This window comes from Streptomyces sp. CBMA29 (genome assembly GCF_014596445.1).
GTDB lineage: Bacteria > Actinomycetota > Actinomycetes > Streptomycetales > Streptomycetaceae > Actinacidiphila.
The window spans coordinates 1-17,389 of the sequence record NZ_MECL01000050.1; the positions used below are offsets into that span (position 1 = coordinate 1).

17 protein-coding genes are annotated in these 17,389 nt (G+C 72.5%); 7 read left to right on the top strand and 10 right to left on the bottom strand.

From position 1 onward, the window contains the following. Positions 1-462 precede the first annotated feature (462 nt). Positions 463-1,653 carry a glycosyltransferase gene (locus BGM09_RS07380; protein WP_188280633.1) on the bottom strand — a complete coding sequence of 397 codons (1,191 nt, stop codon included), beginning with the start codon at positions 1,651-1,653 and terminating at the stop codon, positions 463-465. Between the two features lie 440 nt (positions 1,654-2,093). Here BGM09_RS07380 and BGM09_RS07385 point away from each other — a divergent pair, with 440 nt between their 5' ends. The 5 genes from BGM09_RS07385 to BGM09_RS07405 all read left to right on the top strand — a co-directional run bounded on the left by BGM09_RS07385 (position 2,094) and on the right by BGM09_RS07405 (position 5,039). Continuing rightward, entirely contained in the window at positions 2,094-2,504 is a 411-nt protein-coding gene (locus BGM09_RS07385) for a rodlin (RefSeq protein WP_188280634.1), read from the top strand. A 295-nt stretch (positions 2,505-2,799) separates the two neighbouring features. Then, a complete protein-coding gene (locus tag BGM09_RS07390; protein WP_188280635.1) occupies positions 2,800-3,033 on the top strand; it encodes a chaplin in 234 nt (77 codons plus the stop codon). A gap of 162 nt (positions 3,034-3,195) precedes the next feature. Further along, on the top strand, positions 3,196-3,963 hold the full coding sequence (locus tag BGM09_RS38790; RefSeq protein WP_188280636.1) for a chaplin: 768 nt from the start codon (positions 3,196-3,198) through the stop codon (positions 3,961-3,963). A 144-nt stretch (positions 3,964-4,107) separates the two neighbouring features. Continuing rightward, on the top strand, positions 4,108-4,473 hold the full coding sequence (locus BGM09_RS07400) for a hypothetical protein (protein WP_188280637.1): 366 nt from the start codon (positions 4,108-4,110) through the stop codon (positions 4,471-4,473). A 155-nt stretch (positions 4,474-4,628) separates the two neighbouring features. Continuing rightward, positions 4,629-5,039, top strand: a complete 411-nt coding sequence (locus BGM09_RS07405; protein WP_188280638.1) for a rodlin — start codon at positions 4,629-4,631, stop codon at positions 5,037-5,039. A 94-nt stretch (positions 5,040-5,133) separates the two neighbouring features. Here BGM09_RS07405 and BGM09_RS07410 read toward each other — a convergent pair whose 3' ends face one another. The 4 genes from BGM09_RS07410 to BGM09_RS07425 all read right to left on the bottom strand — a co-directional run bounded on the left by BGM09_RS07410 (position 5,134) and on the right by BGM09_RS07425 (position 7,860). Beyond that, positions 5,134-5,592 (bottom strand): hypothetical protein, encoded by a 459-nt coding sequence (locus BGM09_RS07410; protein WP_188280639.1) that lies wholly within the window; start codon positions 5,590-5,592, stop codon positions 5,134-5,136. A gap of 69 nt (positions 5,593-5,661) precedes the next feature. After that, positions 5,662-6,096, bottom strand: coding sequence for a cupredoxin domain-containing protein (locus tag BGM09_RS07415; protein WP_317452580.1), 435 nt, complete (start codon positions 6,094-6,096; stop codon positions 5,662-5,664). Positions 6,097-6,223: 127 nt separating this feature from the next. Beyond that, the gene (locus BGM09_RS07420; RefSeq protein WP_317452581.1) at positions 6,224-7,066 is read right to left on the bottom strand and encodes a ferritin-like domain-containing protein; all 843 of its coding nucleotides are present in this window, start codon (positions 7,064-7,066) and stop codon (positions 6,224-6,226) included. Continuing rightward, a complete protein-coding gene (locus BGM09_RS07425; RefSeq protein ID WP_188280640.1) occupies positions 7,063-7,860 on the bottom strand; it encodes a ferritin-like domain-containing protein in 798 nt (265 codons plus the stop codon). The genes BGM09_RS07420 and BGM09_RS07425 overlap by 4 nt, the downstream gene beginning before the upstream one ends. A 247-nt stretch (positions 7,861-8,107) precedes the next feature. Between BGM09_RS07425 and BGM09_RS07430 the strand changes: the two genes are divergently transcribed. Further along, complete coding sequence (locus BGM09_RS07430) at positions 8,108-8,992, top strand: sigma-70 family RNA polymerase sigma factor (RefSeq protein ID WP_188280649.1); 885 nt, start codon at positions 8,108-8,110, stop codon at positions 8,990-8,992. Between the two features lie 232 nt (positions 8,993-9,224). Here the strand turns inward: BGM09_RS07430 and BGM09_RS07435 are convergent, their stop codons facing one another. The 5 genes from BGM09_RS07435 to BGM09_RS07455 form a co-directional block, all read right to left on the bottom strand. Beyond that, positions 9,225-10,109 carry a hypothetical protein gene (locus BGM09_RS07435; RefSeq protein WP_188280641.1) on the bottom strand — a complete coding sequence of 295 codons (885 nt, stop codon included), beginning with the start codon at positions 10,107-10,109 and terminating at the stop codon, positions 9,225-9,227. Beyond that, a complete protein-coding gene (locus BGM09_RS07440) occupies positions 10,106-12,652 on the bottom strand; it encodes an Hsp70 family protein (RefSeq protein WP_223186466.1) in 2,547 nt (848 codons plus the stop codon). The genes BGM09_RS07435 and BGM09_RS07440 overlap by 4 nt, the downstream gene beginning before the upstream one ends. Beyond that, entirely contained in the window at positions 12,618-13,256 is a 639-nt protein-coding gene (locus BGM09_RS07445; protein WP_188280643.1) for a hypothetical protein, read from the bottom strand. The genes BGM09_RS07440 and BGM09_RS07445 overlap by 35 nt, the downstream gene beginning before the upstream one ends. After that, entirely contained in the window at positions 13,253-15,001 is a 1,749-nt protein-coding gene (locus tag BGM09_RS07450; RefSeq protein WP_188280644.1) for a hypothetical protein, read from the bottom strand. The genes BGM09_RS07445 and BGM09_RS07450 overlap by 4 nt, the downstream gene beginning before the upstream one ends. 222 nt (positions 15,002-15,223) lie before the next feature. Then, entirely contained in the window at positions 15,224-16,132 is a 909-nt protein-coding gene (locus BGM09_RS07455; protein ID WP_188280645.1) for a serine/threonine-protein kinase, read from the bottom strand. A 349-nt stretch (positions 16,133-16,481) separates the two neighbouring features. Between BGM09_RS07455 and BGM09_RS07460 the strand changes: the two genes are divergently transcribed. Further along, positions 16,482-17,389 (top strand): serine/threonine-protein kinase (locus tag BGM09_RS07460; RefSeq protein WP_317452582.1); only part of this gene is annotated, 908 nt, incomplete at its 3' end.

The following is a 17,389-nucleotide window of genomic DNA, read 5'->3' on the forward strand; positions in this document are numbered from 1 at the left end:
TACTGCCTCCGGATGTGAGGCCGCGGTCAGCGGTGCGGGCCGCGGGTGCGGCTGCGCGGTCGGCGGTACGGTTTCCCGACGCGGCTGCGCGGTCGGTCGTACTGCCTCCGGACGTGGGGCCGCGGTCTGTCGTACGGGCCCCGGTCGCGGCTGCGCGGTCGGTCGTACTGCCTCCGGATGTGAGGCCGCGGTCAGCGGTGCGGGCCGCGGGTGCGGCTGCGCGGTCGGCGGTACGGTTTCCCGACGCGGCTGCGCGGTCGGTCGTACTGCCTCCGGACGTGGGGCCGCGGTCGGCCGTACGACCGCCCGGTGCGAGGGCGCGGTCGGTGGAACCGCTGCCCGGGGCGGGGGCGCGGTCGGCGGTACGGGCGCCTGGGGTCGGGGCGCGGTCCGGGGGGCGGCTGGGCTGGTCCGGGGGGAGGCCGGTGGGGGTGGGCGGCGGCACGCGCGCGCTCTCCCACGTCATCGGGTGACCCTGTCGCTGGGGCGGCCCGGCTGGGGCAGCGCGAGGACGTCGCGGTAGAGGTCGGCGACGGCGGCAGCCGTTCTTCGTACGTCGTGCCGTTCGCGTACGTGCGCGAGCGCGCGGCGACCGGCGTCGGCGCGCCGTACCGGATCGGTGAGCAGCCTCAGCAAGGCGTCGGCGAGGGCGCGTTCGTCCTCGACCGGGACGACGGAATCGGCGGCGTCGGCGGGCGGCACGCTCTCACGGGCGCCGCTGACGTCGGTCTGGACGACCGGCCGTCCGCAGGCCATCGCCTCCAGCGGCGCGAGCGCCATCCCCTCCCAGCGGGACGGCAGGACGACGACATCGGCCGCGCGGTACCAGGGCGCGGTGTCCACGGTGCTCCCGGCGAACAGCACACCGGGCGGCGCGTCCCGCAACAGCGCCCGCAGCGCGGGGCCTTCGCCGACCAGCACGAGCCGGGCGTCCGGCAGCCGCTCGCTGACCCGGGGCCACGCCCTGAGCAGCACGTCCTGGCCCTTCTGCGTGCAGAGCCTGCCGACGCACACGACCAGCGGGGTGCCGGCCCCGAGGTCCGACAGCGCGGGCAGCGCTGCCCGCGCCGAACCGACGTCCGCCGTGGGCGTGGAGGCGGTGGGCGTGAAGTGCGCGAGATCCACGCCGTTCGGCACGACCGCCCACCTACCCCGTACCCCCGCGTCCTGTCCCGCGCGCCGCTCCGCGTCGCTGACGCACAGCACCCGGTCGGCCCAGCGGGCGGCGTACCGCTCCCAGCGCAGCGCGGCCCGCGCGGTCGGTCCCGTGACGGCGTCGAACGACCAGGCGTGCGGCTGGAAGACGGTCGGCAGGCCGCCGCGCACGGCCAGCCGTACCGCGAGCCCGGCCTTGGCACTGTGGACGTGCAGCAGGTCGGGGCGGACGGCGCGGATCAGCCGGGCGACGGTACGGACCTCACGCGGCAGGCCCGGCCCCGGCGAGCGGCCGGCCGGCCACCGTACGACGTGGGCGCCGGCCGCGGTGACGGCCACGGGGAGCGCGCCGTGCGGCGGACAGGCCACCACCGCGCGCGTACCGCCGTCGAGCTGGGCCCGGACCAGGTCCGTGACGACGCGGGCGACTCCGCCCTCGACGGGCTGGGTCACATGGAGCACCGTCAGCCCGGCGAGTTCGTACTGGTGTTGCGACATCGCGCGCCGTCTCTCTGTCCGTGACCATCTCCGTGACCGTCTCCGGTGGACCGACCGGGGCCGAGGAGAAGCCGATGGGTTTGCTGCGTGTCATGTGCGCGCCCGCGCGTTCGAGCGGGCTGCGTGGAGTCAACGAATACCGTGCCTGTCAGGTAATCCTCGGGAAACAGGAATGCACGCTCGCAGACCTCGGCGCACGATTCACGTAAGGCGCGCGGCCCGCCGAACAGGGCGAATGTCTTATGACCATCACATGACCGGTGTTGACGAGACGTCAACACGCGTCACCGTCGTCACCCTTCCGATACGCGCCGGTGCCCGGCCTCCGGGGGTTCTATCCATTCGGGTGAAACATCATTACTAATCGCCTGGGAGCCGGTTGGTCAGTGCGACCCAGGTAGACCCACGTACAGGGCAATCCCACTCAAGAAGGACCAACCGTGATCAAGAAGTTCCTCGCCACGGCCGCCGTCGCCGTCTCCATCGCGGGCGTCTCGGCGTCGGTGGCCCCCTCCGCGATGGCCATCGGTGACGACCACGGAACCACCACCGCCAACGGCAACGGTTCCGAGCAGAGCTACGGCAACACGTACACCAGCGGCTACATGAGCCCGTCGTTCGCGCTGATCCAGGGCTCGCTCAACAAGCCCTGCCTCGCGCTGCCGCTCAAGGGCAACGTCGGCTCGCTGGTCGGCGTCGTGCCGGTCACCGTCCAGGACATCAACGTCCTGTCGTCGCCGCAGAACCAGCAGTGCACCGAGAACTCCACCCAGGCCAAGGGCGACGAGCCGCTGTCGCACATCCTGGACAACATCCCGGTGCTGTCCGGCAACGGTGCCGCCAACCACTGAGCCATTCCCCTGGCTTCGTACGGCCCCGGCCGTCGACTCTCCGTCGACGGCCGGGGCCGTACGCGTTTTCCGCTCCGTTTTCCGCTCCGATTTCCGTTCCGGGTTTCCGCTGCGGGCGGAAAATGCCGAGCCATTCGAGTGGATGATGGAAGGCACCGCACGCTGGGGAGTTGCTTACGGTCGGCACCCGTCGTTAGCCCGGTCGGTAGTGGTGTTCACGGACGCGGATTTTCTGTGTCCGGCCCGTACGAAGGACGTGCAGGTGCCAGACACCGCTCCGGAAAGGGAGCTCAACGTGAAGTACTCGAAGGTCGCGGCCGTCGCTGCCGGAACGCTCATGGCTGTGGGTGTCGCGGCCCCCGCGTTCGCCGACTCCGACGCCAGCGGCATCACCTCGCACTCCCCGGGCGTCCTGTCCGGCAACAGCATCCAGGTGCCGATTCACATCCCCGTGAACCTGTGCGGCAACACCGTCAACGTCATCGGTCTGCTGAACCCCGCGTTCGGCAACACCTGCGTCAACAAGTGACGAAGTGAAGTGACGTCGTCCTGTCAGGCCGTCAGGTTCTGATCCCGGACCGCCCCGGAGCGCGTGCGTCGCGCTCCGGGGCGGTCCGTCGTACGGGATGGGCACGGGACGGCCGCGGGACGTATTCGGCGCAGCCGAAGAACCGAGCGGAGAAAAGAGTCGATGCGACACATCTTGAGCCGGAGCCTGCTCACCGTCGCCGCCGCCAGCAGCATCCTCGCGGCCACCGGGGGGTATGCGAACGCGGATTCCGACGCGCAGGGCGGTGCGTCCAACTCACCTGGCCTGCTGTCGGGCAACAGCGTCGAGGCACCGGTCGACATCCCGCTGAACGCGTGCGGGAACAGCGTGAACGTCGTGGGAGCCGACAACGCCGCGCTGGGCAACCACTGCTCCAACGAATCGCATTCCCACCACCACACCGCTTCCGGCGCCCCTTCCACCGCCCATTCGTCGGGCACCCAGGGCTCCGCGGGCGTGGCCTCGGGGAACTCGGTGCACATTCCGGTCGACGTTCCGCTCAATGTGTGCGGAAACACCGTGGACCCCCTCGCACTGCTGAATGCGGTGTCGGGGAATTCCTGCGACAACGACGGCACGGGCGCGCACGCGGTCACCGGCACCGACACCAGTTCGGTGCACACGGATCCGACGGTCGACGTCCGGAGGCTTCCGCCGGCGCCCGAGCCGAACCACGCGGTTCCCGCCGTCCTGGACGGCGGTGACCAGCAGTCGCTGGCCGAGACCGGTGTCGCGGGCGGCGAGTTCGGAGCGGCCGGGGCGGCCAGTGCGGCGCTGCTGCTCGGCGGCGCCATGCTCTACCGCCGCGGGCGCGGACCGCGGGTCGCGCACGCCGCCGCCCACGGCGCGCATGCCGCGTCGGGCGCCCACGCGGCTTCCATGGCCCGTATTCGCCGCACGTATTCGTAACCCTGGGCAACGGAATTAATACGAGAATTGGGCGAGGCGGCTCTCACGTTCGGGTGATTGTCGAGAGGCCGGTTTACTCGTCGTTTCCGTTGCTATCCACGGTCGTTGACCATGCAGACAGACACCGGCACTGAAAGGGTGGCAATGAAGTACTCGAAGGTCGCAGCAGTCGTGGCCGGATCGATGATGGCGGTCGGCGTCGCCGCGCCTGCTTTCGCCGACGGTATGACGGCGCCCGAGATGCCCACCGCGGCCACGATGCCCACCAGCATCAACGGCGGTGTCGAGCAGGCCCTGAACGAGCAGCCGCTTCAGCAGCTCAGTGACGGCCTCAAGGTCGACTCCGCGCTCCGGACGGTCAGCGCTGCCACCGACCGCCTGCGCGGTGAGACCTCGACCGACGCGCTGCTCGGCCAGGCCACCTCCGCCACCAAGGATGCCGCCACCTCCACCGTGACCGGTGCGGTGCCCGGTGCCTCGCTGCTGGGCGGACTCCCGCTCGGCCGCTGACCCGGCCCCGGCTCCCCCACCTGCCGCGCGTCGGCTTCGGCCATCCTCGCGGCAGCACTCCGCCATCGGAGTGAATCGCCGGAACCAAACCCCACGTGAGCGGTTGATCAGATCGCTCCAGAACCGTGCAATCGAGCACCAAAAAGGGATTTCAGATGATCAAGAAGATGCTGGCCGGCGCTGCGCTCGCCGCCTCGGTTGTTGCTGTCGGCGTCACCGCCGCCCCGCAGGCCATGGCCCTCGGCGACGACCAGGGCACGACCACGGTGAACGGCAACGGCGCCGAGCAGAGCTACGGCAACACCCACACCGGCGGCACCCAGAGCCCGCAGATCGGCCTCGTCCAGGGCACCCTGAACAAGCCCTGCCTCGGCGTCCCGGTCAAGGCCAACGTCGGCTCCCTCGTGGGCCTCGTGCCGATCACCGCCCAGGACATCAACGTCCTGTCGTCGCCGCAGAACCAGCAGTGCGCCGAGAACAGCAGCCAGATCAAGGGTGACGAGCCCGTCTCGCACATCCTGGACCAGATCCCGGTCCTGTCCGGCAACGGCGTGAACAACGGCTGATCTGCCCCCCACGGCTGATCTGCCCCACCGCACAGCGAACTGCCCGACCCGGCCGCACCGGCCGGATCGGGCAGTTCGTCGTCGGGAGGTGTTCCTACCGGAGCGTGGACGCGTCCGCGTGGCGGGTACGGAGCCGGGTGACGTACCAGCGGATGAGCAGGCCGGTCGCCATGACGATCGTGACGATCTGGGACCACGCGGCGAGCTTCTTGTCGTAGAACCAGACCGGCTCGTACATGTTGGGGAACGGGCCGTGCGCGCCGACGTTCACATAGCGGTAGAGCATCAGGGCGAAGAGGCCGCCCGCGGCGACCAGCCAGGCCAGGGCGGAGCTCAGGGGACGCCACCAGACCAGGATGAGCAGGGCCGCGAAGGACGCGAGGCCCGCCTCGATCCGGAACAGCGTGCCCTGGCTGATGTCGGCGGACACCGCGTCGTACTGGTCGGCGAGCTTGGCGTGCACGTAGGCGTCCACGGCGAGCCCGGCGGCGGCGACGAGGCGTGCCGCCAGATCGAGCGCTCTTGCGGTGGAGCCGACCCGGGCTGACGGCATGACGGATCCTCGTTTCCTCGTACGGCAGTGGCGTGTGGGCGACGCTGAGGTGCGATCCGGCGGGAGGCGTCAGCTCACGGTCAGCGTGCCCTTCATGAACTGGTGGATCGTGCAGATGTAGTCGTACGTGCCCTTGGCCGAGGGGGCCTTGAAGGTCACCGTCTTGCCCGGGGCGACATCGTTGGTGTTGAACTCGCCGCTCTTGACCGAGGTGACCGTGTGCGCCGTCGAGTCCTTGTTGGTGACCGTCACGGTGGCGCCGGGCGCGACCGTCAGCGACGCGGGCTTGAAGGCGAAGTTCTGGATGACGATGGTGTCCGCACCACCGCCGGAGGCCGACGACGAACTCGACGCGGACGAGGACGCCGACGTGGCAGCCGCCGACGTGTTCGTACCGCTACTGCCGCTCGAACCCGAGCTGGAGCAACCGGTCAGGGCCACCGCTGCGCAGGCGGCGGCCAGCAACGGCGCACGGCGTACGCGTACGGGGAGGCGCGAAGGCACGCGTACGGGGACGGAAGCAGTGCGTGCGTGGGGCCGGGTGACAATCAACTCGGGCTCTTCCCTTCGGAATTCGGGCGAGGCACGGGACGGCCCGTGTGGGGGTGCGGACCGTCCCGTACAGATGGGGTCAGACGGTGAGCAGGGTCGGGCTGGCCGCCTTGTCCACGGGCAGGAAGTCGTCGGGGACCGGGTACTGGCCCAGGACGAAATTGAGGATCGCGGCGTGCTGCGCCTCGACCGGCGCGATGGTGGCGGCGGTCGCGATCCCGGCGGGGCTGGTGACGTTGTAGGTCGCGAAGAGATACGTCTGCGCGGCCTGGTTCTCCAGTTGCAGGGCCAGCTTGGCGACGGCGCCGACGTCCTTGGCCTCGCCGAGCGCCTTGAGCGTGGCGGGCTGGTTGGACAGCGGCACATTGTCGATAGCGGGCTTGCCCGCACCCGTGAGTACCGCGTTCCACGCCTTCGCGTGGTCCGCGTGCTGAGCCATAGCGGTCGTCACAAAGGTGGCGACGGCCGGCGGCACCGTACCGAGCTTGCCCGCCTTGGCCGCGTCCAGCGTCGCCTTGTAGGCGCCGACGGCCTGGTTCTCCAGCGCCGTCGCCAGCGCGACGACCTTCAGGTCACCGGTGTACTGGCTGCTCCCGGACGCCGACGCCGAAGCGCTCGGCGAACCGCCGGGAGCACCGGTCGAGGAGTCCGCGGAGGTCTTCTTGTCGCTGCTGGAGCACGCCGCGAGCGCGAACGCCGCCGCCACCCCGCCGGCGCCGAGCAGGAAACGCCGCCGGGAGGCGTCAGCCACCCCGCCGCGCCTGTCGCTTTGTGCCTTGTCGCGCTGTTCCGCTGCGAGGTCCACAGCCGCCGCACGCATCGCGGGCAGCGTGTCGCGGTGGGCCTCTTCCATGTCCTGGGTGAGACGAACGAGCTCACGCTCGCTGATCTGCAGCTCCCAGCCGTCGCGTGCGGTGGTCACTTCACGGCCCCCTCAGAGATCGGTGAAGCGCTCTTGGTCGGGTAGAAGGCGTCGGGGAATCCGACGCTGCCTGCCGCGGCGGGCAGCTTGGCGACGTCCGTCGGGATGGCGATCAGGTCGCCCATGTTCCCGGCGAGCAGCGCCTGTACGGCCAGCAGCGTCGCGCGGTGCTGGGCCTCGACGGGCGCGACGGAGGCGAAGAGCTTGCGCAGGTCGCCGTTGCTGACCTGGCTGACGTTCTTCGTGTACGTCTGGGCCGCGACGTCCTCCAGCGTGATCGCCAGCTTCACGACGTCCGCGGGGGTCTTGATCGACGGCAGGGTCTGCTTGACCACGGCCGCGTACTTCGCGTCCGGCTGGTCCTGCGCCTTGCCGCCCGCCTGGGTGGCGGCGGCGTTGAACGCCTTCGCGTGCGCCTGGTGCTGCGTGGTCGTCTTGGCGATGAACGCCGCGACCGTCTTGTTGCCGTCCTTGATGAACGGCAGTCCTGCGGCCGTCTGGTAGACGCTGATCGCCAGGTTCTCGATCGACGCCGCCGTCTGAAGCGCCATGATGTCGTCGCTGGAGGAGGCCGCGGCGACCCGCGAGGTGTGCAGCAGAGCGGCGGCGCCCGCCACTCCGGCGACCGCTCCGCCTCGGTGCCACCAGCGCCGCGAGGACGCCGGCGCGGGCTGTGCCGCCTCGCGGAAGTCGTCCAGCGCGCTCGCGGTGATCCGCAAGGCGTCACTGTTCAGGTCTTGTGACTGCTCTGTCAGTTCTTCGAGCAGCCGGGTGTCGATGCGCTCTACGCCCATCACGCCCCATCTCTCACGGTGCCCGCTCTTGTGAGGGCACTCCTGTGGACAGGTTCGTGGCGGCGGCTCTTCCGGATTGGTCCCATCCTCCGTACGGGCACCGAGACCACTCTTGCGGGTGACGCCAGGGGGCCGTTTCGCCCAGAAAAAGCGTCTCTACGGTGCGTGGCGGTACGGCCAGGTGTCACATCGGGCCCGTCCGGCGGGTCACTGCTACGACGAAGAGGTGACGGAGGTGGGTGGCTCGATGGACGAGTACGAGTTCCTGGCGGCGCGTTTCGAGGAGCAGCGCGGCCGGCTGCGCGCGGTGGCGTACCGGATGCTCGGCTCCACCGGCGAGGCGGACGACGCCGTGCAGGAGACCTGGCTGCGGCTGAGCCGGATCGACGCCGACGAGGTCGACAACCTCGCCGGGTGGCTGACCACGGTGGTGGCCCGGGTGTCGCTGAGCATGCTGCGTTCGCGCGGCAGCCGCCGCGAGGAGCCGCTGGACACGCCCCAGGGAGGTCCGGTCACGCGCGCCGCCGCGCCCGAGGAGACCGACCCCGAGCAGCAGGCGCTGCTCGCCGACTCGGTCGGGCTCGCCCTGCTCGTCGTCCTCGACACGCTCGGCCCAGCGGAACGGCTCGCCTTCGTCCTGCACGACATGTTCGCCGTCCCCTTCGACGAGATCGCGCCGATCGTGGAGCGCTCGCCCGCCGCCACCCGCCAGCTCGCCAGTCGCGCCCGGCGCCGGGTGCAGGGGGTCGCCGTCGTGGACGAGGAGCGCTCCGCGGTACGGCGCCGCGCCGTGGTCGACGCCTTCCTCGCGGCCTCCCGCGGCGGTGACTTCGAGGCGCTTCTCGAACTCCTCGACCCCGAGGTCGCACTCCGTGCCGATCCCGCCGCCGCCCTCTCCGGTGCCGCCTCCGTCCGCGGCGCCGCCGCCGTCGCCACCACCTTCCTCACCCGTGCCAAGGGGGCTCGCCGCGTCCTCGTCGACGGCGTCCCCCAGCTCGCCTGGATCCACGACGGCCGCGCCCGCGCCGTCTTCGCCCTCACCGTCAGCCCGTCCGGGCGCGTCGCCGAGATTCACGTCCTCGCGGACGAGGCCCACCTCGCCCGGCTGCGGATCGTCGCCCTCGACGAGTGAGGTTCCCGTGCTGCGGGCGGCTCGCCGATCTTTTTAGGGGCGCGGGGAACTGCGCGGCCAGCCACGGCGGTGGCGCGCCTTTGAGAACCGGCCCCAGCGGGGCAGTTGCTGTATGTCTTCGGGCCATCCGCCCGGTGGGGGCGGGCCGCGCAGTTCCTCCCCCAGCTACCGCTGGGAGGTGCCCCCAGCGCCCCTAAAAGCAGGCCCTGCGCATCGGCAGCGTGCGGGGCGGCTAGGAACCGCCTTGGGCAGGGGGGCCCACCAGGATGGTGACCGTGTTGTTGGCGGAGCCAGGACGGTGGGGGGCGGAGGAGGTGCCGGTGCTGCGGAGGCCGATGGAGGGGAGGGGCACGGGCCCGTCGGCGGCGAGCCGTTCGGCGGCGCGCTGGGCGCGGGCGAAGCCGAGGGTGACGCGGTCGGCGTAGGGCGACCCCGGCGGGAGCGGCGTGTCGTCGGTGTGCCCGGTGACGACGAGCGGCCCGGCGCCGGCGGTCCGTCGCAGCCGAGCGGCCACGGCGTCGAGGGCGCCGCGCCCGTACGGGTTGAGTGTGGCGCCGTCCGTGAAGAGGGCGCCGTCGAAGGTGACGAGGAATCCCTGGCCCTCACGGGTGACCGTGACGCCGGAGCCCGACAGGTCGGCGGCGGTGAGGGCGGGAACGGCCGCCGCGCGTACGGCCTCGTCAAGGCGCGTACGCAGCTGGCCCTGTTCGGCCCGGACCGCCGCCAAGTCCCGTGCCACGGAGGGGTCCGGCGGCTGCGGGGCGCGGGTGCGCGGCAGCAGGACCCCGGCGGCCATCGCCCCCGCGGCCGTGACGACGAGGACGGCCACCGTCAACCGCCGCCCGGCGGACGGGCGGTAGCGCCTGGCCTGGAGCGCGGCGATCCGGCGCCGCCCGGCGACGGCGGAGGCCGAGCCGGGGAGCGCCGCCCAGCAGGCGTCGGCCTCCGCCAACTCCCCGCGCTGCGCGTGGATCCGGGCCGTCAGGTCGAGGACGGCCGGGTCCGTACCGGCGTCGCCCGCCTCGCCCAGCAGCCGCGTCGCCTCGTCGTAGCGTCCGGCCCGCGCCGCCTCCGTAGCGGCCCCGACCGCCGCAGCGAGCCCCGCCGCGCCCCTCACCGCTGCTGCCTGACGGTGGTCGACATGGTGCCGCCGGTCGCCGCCGCGTCCGTCGGGACGAGACGGCCGAGGTCGATGACGACGGACCGCAGCCGGTTGACGTCCTGCGCGGCGAGCGCCGTCTCACCGCTGTCGAGCAGCCGCAGCACGCGCGGGTCGGCGCTGGTCGCGAAGGTCTCCTTCAGGGACATGAAGCGCAGGATCGGGAGCTGCCCCGAGGCGTCGAGCACGCGCAGTCCCAGATTGCGGACGACCTCCGTCTTGTGGATGACGAGCGTCGGGTCGCCGGACGTGATGGCGGCGTCCAACTCCCGCTCGAAGGCTGCCAGTTCACGCGCAGTCGTCGCGTCCCCGTGCTCGTTGACGGCTTCCCGCACCCAGCTCCGTACGCCCTCCGCGGACTGCACGAGCTGCGGCAGCTCCAGCGCGTCCTCGGCCTCGTCCAGCACCGACTCGGCCTTGCGTAGCAGCTCTTGGACGATGGCGGGCCCGTCGGGGTCGGCCTGGGCGGCCTCCAGTTCGCGGTCGATGCCGCCGAGGCCGCCGCGCTGGTCGAAGTCGTCCAGCAGTTCCGTCGTACGGTCCGCCTCGGTGGTGACGGCGCGGGTGCGGAGCTTGTCGTACTGCGTGGCGACGGCGCGGCTCTGCCTGCGCAGAGCGGCCACGTCCGGGGTGTCGCGGCCGAGATCGACGTCGATGTCGTACTCCTCGTCGAGGATCGGGATGAAGACCTCGACGCGCACGCTGAAGCTCTGGTCGATGCCGACGTAGACCTCGACCTCGCTGCCGATCGGCACATCGCGGGTGATGGCGTCCGGCCGGATCTCCAGCTCGCCGATCACCGAATTGCGGTCGGCGCGCGGGCGTTCGCCCTGCACGACCGGCACCTTGATCAGACCGGTGCGCTGCCCGCGTCGTACGTCCACCGTCGATTCGAGCACGAGCCGTCCGCTGGCGGGCAGTTCGGTGCCCTTGCGGAGAATCCACGCCACGTCGTTGCCCTCCACCCAGATGCCCAGGGAGTGGCTGAGCGTGGCGTCGCCGCCCTCGAAGTCCATCCGCTGGTAGCTCGTACGGTCGGGCGAGGTCGGCACCAACGTGCCGTGCGGGGTGCGTAGTTCGATGGCGTACGTGTTCGCGGCCGTCCGCGCGTTCAGCCGTGCGGCGAAGCTGCCGCCGGGGTCGAGCGGGATGTTGCCGCTGCGCCACTGCGGCATGCCGTCCTCGGTGTTGACGAATTCGATGGTCCAGCCGGTCCAGTCCCGCTCGCCACCACCGTTGGTCCCATTGCCCCCGGCGCCGACCCGCGCCTGCCCGCCCACCAGCGGGTCGTCGGCCCGCCCGGTCGGCTTGTTGGCGAAGTCCAGCAGCACGTCACCGACATCGGCGCCCCGGTGCTCGACATCGTGCGGCACCCGCTGCGTCCTGGCGAAGACGGCGGCGCCGCGCGCCACCACCGTGACCGGGTCGAGGCTGTGGTCGAGCCGGATACCGAGCCCTTCCGCCGGATCGGCCAGCAGTTCGCGCAGCGCCGGGGCCAGGGTCGCGCCGCCGACCAGCAGCACCCGCTCGATGTCGCCGGGCGCGAGCCCCTTCTCGGCGAGCGCCCTGCGGCACAGCTCGACGGAGCGCCGGTACAGCGGCAGCGCGATCCGTTCCAGATCGGCGCGGCCGATCCGGTGCGTGAAGGCGGCCTTGCGGCCCTCCGCGTCCTCCAGATCGAGATCGATCTCGGCCGAACCGGCCTGCGACAGCTCGATCTTGGCGTCCTCGGCGGCCTGCTTGAGCCGCGCGACGTTGCCCGCCTGGCGCGGGTCGGCCCGGTCGAGCGCGGCGAGCCCCGGCAGGGCGCGCGCGGCCGGGAGGAGCAGGTCGTCCACCAGCATCCAGTCGATGAGCTTGCCGCCGAGGAAGTTGTCGCCCGCGTGGTTGACGACGGTGAACTCCCCGTCCTCCACCTGGATCACGGCCGCGTCGAAGGTGCCCCCGCCCAGGTCGTAGACCAGCCAGAAGCCGCGCCGGGGCACGTCGGCCGCCGCCGCGCTGTACGCCCACGCCGCCGCCGTCGGCTCCTGGAGCAGCGGGGCGAAGTCGAGCCCCGCGAGGACCGCGGCCCTGCGGGTGGCGTCGCACTGGTCGAGTTCGAAGGCGGCGGGCACGGTGATGACGGCCGCCGAGATCTCCTCGCCGTACGCCGAACGCACGTCCTGGCGAAGCGACTTGAGCACTTCGGCGGAGAGCTGCTCCGGTGTGAGCGTCCGCCCGGCCGCCACGAATTGCCGCCGCGCGTCCCGTACGCCCATCTGGAGCTTGAACTCGGCGTGCGCGTCGGCCGGGTCGGTGTCGAGCCGGTCGCGCGCCCGCTTGCCGACCTGCACGGTGCCGGAGCGGCCGATGTGGACGGCCGACGGCGTGTACTCGAACCGCAGATTGTTGCGGACGATCTCGGCGTCCGCGCCCGTCGACCGCGCGACGGCGCTGTTGGTGGTCCCCAGGTCGATTCCGAAGTCAACGGTCTCGCGGATCATCGTCCAGCTCTCCATCCGGTGCGGTTTCCGGCCGGGCCACGATGACCTGACCGAGTTGGATACGGCGGCCGTCCCGGTAGACCGAGGGCCGTACGGTCTCGTGCACGGTCTCCCGTGCCGTGCCGGGGACCGGCTGGTACGCCAGCACGTCGAGGGCCAGGCCCATGTCGAAGGCCGTCCCGTCGTGGTCCTGCGCCAGCACCCCCGCCTTGCCGAGCGCGTCCTGCGCGGCCCGCAGGTGGCGGGCCGCCCGCCGCCGGTTGGTGGCCGAAGGTCCTGCCTCGTCCTCGGCGAGCTTCCTGCCGAGCCGCCACAGGTTGGTGGCGAGGTCGGCGAGGGCCGAGTCCGGTGTCCGCGGGGGGAGTTCGGCGACGGCCGGCTCCGGGTCGGCCCGCTGCCGCGGTACGGAGACCTCCGCCTCCGCCGATTCCGCTACGTCCAGCGGCGGCGGATACGTCGCCGGGATGCGGAACTCCGGCGGGAAGCGGCGCTGTCTGAGCCGTTGTCTGAGCCGTTGTCTGAGGCGCTGTCTGAGCCGCCCGCGCAGGCCGCCGCCCTTCGCCGTACGCGCCCCGCGCTCCGTACGCGCCTGACGCTCCGTTCGCTTCGCGTCGCTCATCGGCGTGCCACCGCCTGCGCCCAGGTGCGGACCCTGGCTTTGCGCAACTCGGCGCGGGCGAAGAGCTGGACGACCCCGAACCCCACCAGCAGGCCGACCGCGGTCGGCGGGTCCGCCAGCGTCCACACCAGCGCGAAGAGGGCCGCCGTGAACACCAGCCGCCGGGCCCAGCGGGCACGGGCGGTCAGCGGCACCCGCGCGCACACGCGCCCATCGCTGATCACGTACATCGCCAGCGGCAGCACCGGCACCCAGAACAGCGCGACCGCGTACGTCGCCCACAACGTCCCCTCGGCGTCGGGCCCTTCGGAGCGGTACGGGCGGACGCCGCAGCCCAGCAGCGAGCCGAGGAACGGCTCGCCGTGGACGGGCGCGGCCACGCTGCGCTTGTCGCGGGACAGCGCCAGCAGCCGCCTGCCCGACGGCTTGTCGATCAACGCGGGGGCCACCGCCCGCAGGTGGGCGGCGACCCGCTCGACCTTGCCCTCCCCGGCCATCCGCCGCAGATACGGCTGGAGTTCGTCGGACGGTCCGGTCGGCACCGCGGTGTCGCTGTGCCCGATCACGTCGATGTTCTTCTCGATCAGCTCCCGCGTCCTGCGGACGCGGGCGAGGTCGGAGGCGCGGTCCAGCAGGAACAGGGCGGTGCGGGTGGTCTCGGTCGCGTGATAGTGCGCGACCGCGCACTGGTTGAGCGCGGCGCCGACCTCTTCGCAGAGCGCGGCGGTCAGGGAGCCCTCGGGGCCGAGCAACACCTGTACGAGCAGCAGGGGTTCTGCGGTGTGCTCCAGCAACTCCGTACCCTCCGTGCCCCCTTGCTCCTCGTGCGCGCTCACCGTGTCGCGGGCCGTCGTGCACGCGGCCCGCACCGTGCGCTCGGCGGGCCGCGCCACCTCCCGCAGCGCGTCCGTGACGACCTCTGCGGGGAACGGCGAGGCGTGCAGCAGCGCGACGATCCGGCGCAGGGCGGCGAGCGAGTCGGGTGCGGCGGGCCGCGCGGTCCCCGCCGAGGGGGCGGCGAGGCGGGCGCCCGGCGCGTGGCTCGGCGGTCGCCTCGGGGGCGGTACGGGTGGGGGCGAGTCCGACGCCTGCGCCTCTGCCTGCGCCTGTGCCCGCGCGGCCCGCAGTCCCACCTCCGCGCCCGCCGCCACGATGTGCCGCGGCAGCCGCTCCCGCAACCGCCGTACTGTGCCGGTCGTCAGCCGCGGGTCCTCGATGTCCGCCACCCGCCGCTTGGCGTGGTCCCAGAACTCGTGCCCGGCCAGCACCGTTGCCCACGCGTCGAGCCCCCGCTCCCACAGGGCGTCCAACTGCCGCGCCCGCGCGGGGTCGGGCGCGTGCGGCCCGGTCGCCTCCCCCTCCAGCGCGTCCTGGTGCGCCCGTACGGCCGCGTCGTGCCCCGACTCGCCCTGTGCGGGCGGCACTTCGGGCCCCCAGATCCACAGCAGCTCGTGCACCAAGCGCGCCACCGGGTCCCGCAGCACCTCGTACGCGGCCCGCATCGCCTCCCCGCCGGGCGCCGTCCCCGCCGTTTCCGCCTCCGCGTGGTCCCGCAGCCGTCCTGTGCCCCTGCCGCTCCCCGCGGCCGGCAGGCGGTTCACCAACAACGCCTCTTCGCGTGCGCGGCGGACGCGGGAGGGAGACGCGTCCGTTGGCAGCCCGGTGACGCGGAACGCGTTGTTCCGATACAGGTCGGGCCCCGCGAGTCGGTTCAGCACCGGGCTCAGCTCGTCCCCGTCCGTCATGCGCGGCACCCCGCTCCTCGTGTTCCGGTCACGCCCCGGCGGGGCGGCCCTCCTGGCGGAGGGCGGTGCTTCGTCGTTCTTCGTTCTTCAGAGCCGCCCCCACCGGCCGGTGGCCGGGAACAACCGAACTGCCCCGCTGGGGCCGGTGGTGACGTGCACGCCGTCGATGGCCGGCCGCGCAGTTCCTCCCCCAGCTACCGCTGGGAGGTGCCCCCAGCACCCCTATGGGGGCGAACCCTCTTCGGGAAGCGCGCCGCAGGCGGCTAGGCGATGGGTGAAGGCGCCCGCGTCCGGCGGGCGTTGGGTGCGGTCGAAGTGGAGGGCGGCCATGACGACGGCTTCGAGGGCGGAGCCCACCTCGGGGTTGCGGTCGCGGGGGCGGGCGGGCGGGGCGCGGCGGTAGGAGCCGGAGATCCAGCCCGCGACGCCCTTGGGGTAGGGGAAGACGCCGGTGAGGAGCAGGTAGCCGACGACGCCGAGCGCCCAGACGTCACCGGTGGGGGAGTCGCCGCGGAAGCCGAGCAGCGTCTCGGGCGGCTTGAAGGCCAGCACGCCCTGGGCGCTGGCGAGTTGGGTCGCCGGATGGGTGGCGGTGGCGAGCCCGAAGTCGCCGAGCCTGGCCCGCAGCCCGTGCGCGTCGTACCCGATCAGGATGTTCTGCGTGGTGATGTCGCGGTGCACGATGGGCGGTCGCTCGGCGTGCGCGAGCGCGAGCCCCGAGCTGATCTGCCGCAGGATGCGTACGGTGTCGGCCACCGGTACGTGCTCGCCGCGCGCCAAGTGGCCGCCGCGGAACCGCTCCAGGGTGCCGCCCGCCACGTACTCCATGGTGAAGAAGGCGCGTTCGCCGGACGGCGTGGTGACGGTGCCCGCGTCGAAGACGCGGACGATGTTCGGGTGGCCGAGCCGGGAGAGCAGGACGGCCTCGGCCAGCATCTCCTCGACGGCCGCACGGCTGCCGAGCCGCTTGAACACCTTCATCGCCTGCCGCCCGAGGTACCGGTGCCGCACCCGGTACACCTCGGCGTACGCCCCCTCGCCGAGAAAGCGCTCCACCACGTAACCGGCGCCCGCTCGTTGACCCTCACGGAGCAGGGGCGCGGCCGTCGTACGGGACCCGTTCGCGGTCATCGTGCCGGTCGCCTCCTGCCCTGGTCGCGAGGTCCGTCCGGCTCCTGCCGGCCGGACGGGGAGACGGTAAGGGGACGTGCTCGGGACCGGTCCCGAGCACGTACGGGAAGCACGTACGGGAGCCGGGGGTGGAGGCCGGGTGAAGACTTGTGAGGCGCAGATGTACGCAAGTGGCCGGATCGGCTGCTGCCGACACCCCGCTCACGTACGCTCCTGGGCGGTTGCGGAGCCGGGAGCCCGGGAGTTGCCGGGCCGGGGCCCGCGCCGGAACAGCAGCACGTACAGGGAAGCACGTACAGGGAGCGGGTCGCGCGCGATGACGCATCGCGCTGAAGCATGGAGCAACGCCGTGCGGGGAAGAGCGAAGGCCGGCGACGAGGTCGCCGGGCGGTACGTCCTGCTGGAGCGGATCGGCGCGGGCGGCATGGGCGTCGTGTGGCGGGCGCGCGACCGCAAGCTGAAGCGGACGGTCGCGCTCAAGTGCGCGCGGCTGGAGGACGAACGGGCCGTCGAGCGGCTGAAGGGCGAGGCGCGCAACGCGGCGGGCCTGCACCACCCGCACATCGTCGCGGTGTTCGACCACGTCGAGGACGACGAGGGCTGCTGGCTGGTCATGGAGTACGTGCCCTCGCGCAGCCTCGCCGAGATCGTGGCGGCCGACGGGCCGCTGCCCCCGGAGCGCGCGGCGGCGATCGGCTGGCAGATCGCGGACGCCCTGGAGGCCGCGCACGCGCGCGGCGTCGTGCACGGCGACGTCACCCCGGAGAACATCCTCGTCACGGACGACGGCATCGCGAAACTCGCCGACTTCGGCATATCGCGCGCCCTGTGGACCGACGTCACGCAGCAGAATCTCACCGGAGGCGTGCAGGGCAAGCCGCGCTACATCGCCCCCGAGGTCGCCAAGGGCCAGCCCGTCAGCCGGGAGTCCGACCGCTTCTCGCTCGGCGCCTCGCTGTTCGCGGCCGTCGAGGGCCGCTCCCCGTACGGCGAGGCCGCCAACCCCATGGCCTTCATCGGCCGCGCCATGGCAGGCCACATCGAGGAGCCGCGCCGCGCCGGACGCCTCACCGCCACCCTGACGGCCCTGCTCCGCCAGGACCCGGGCAGCCGCCCGGTGGCAGGCGCGGCCCGCCGACTGCTGGGCGACATCGCGCCACCGTCGGAGGCGGTACGCAAGCTGCACGCGGACGGCGGCGCCGGGGATGCCAGCGCGGCTACGGCAGCGGGGCGGGTCGTGCCGCCGGGCGCCCTCGT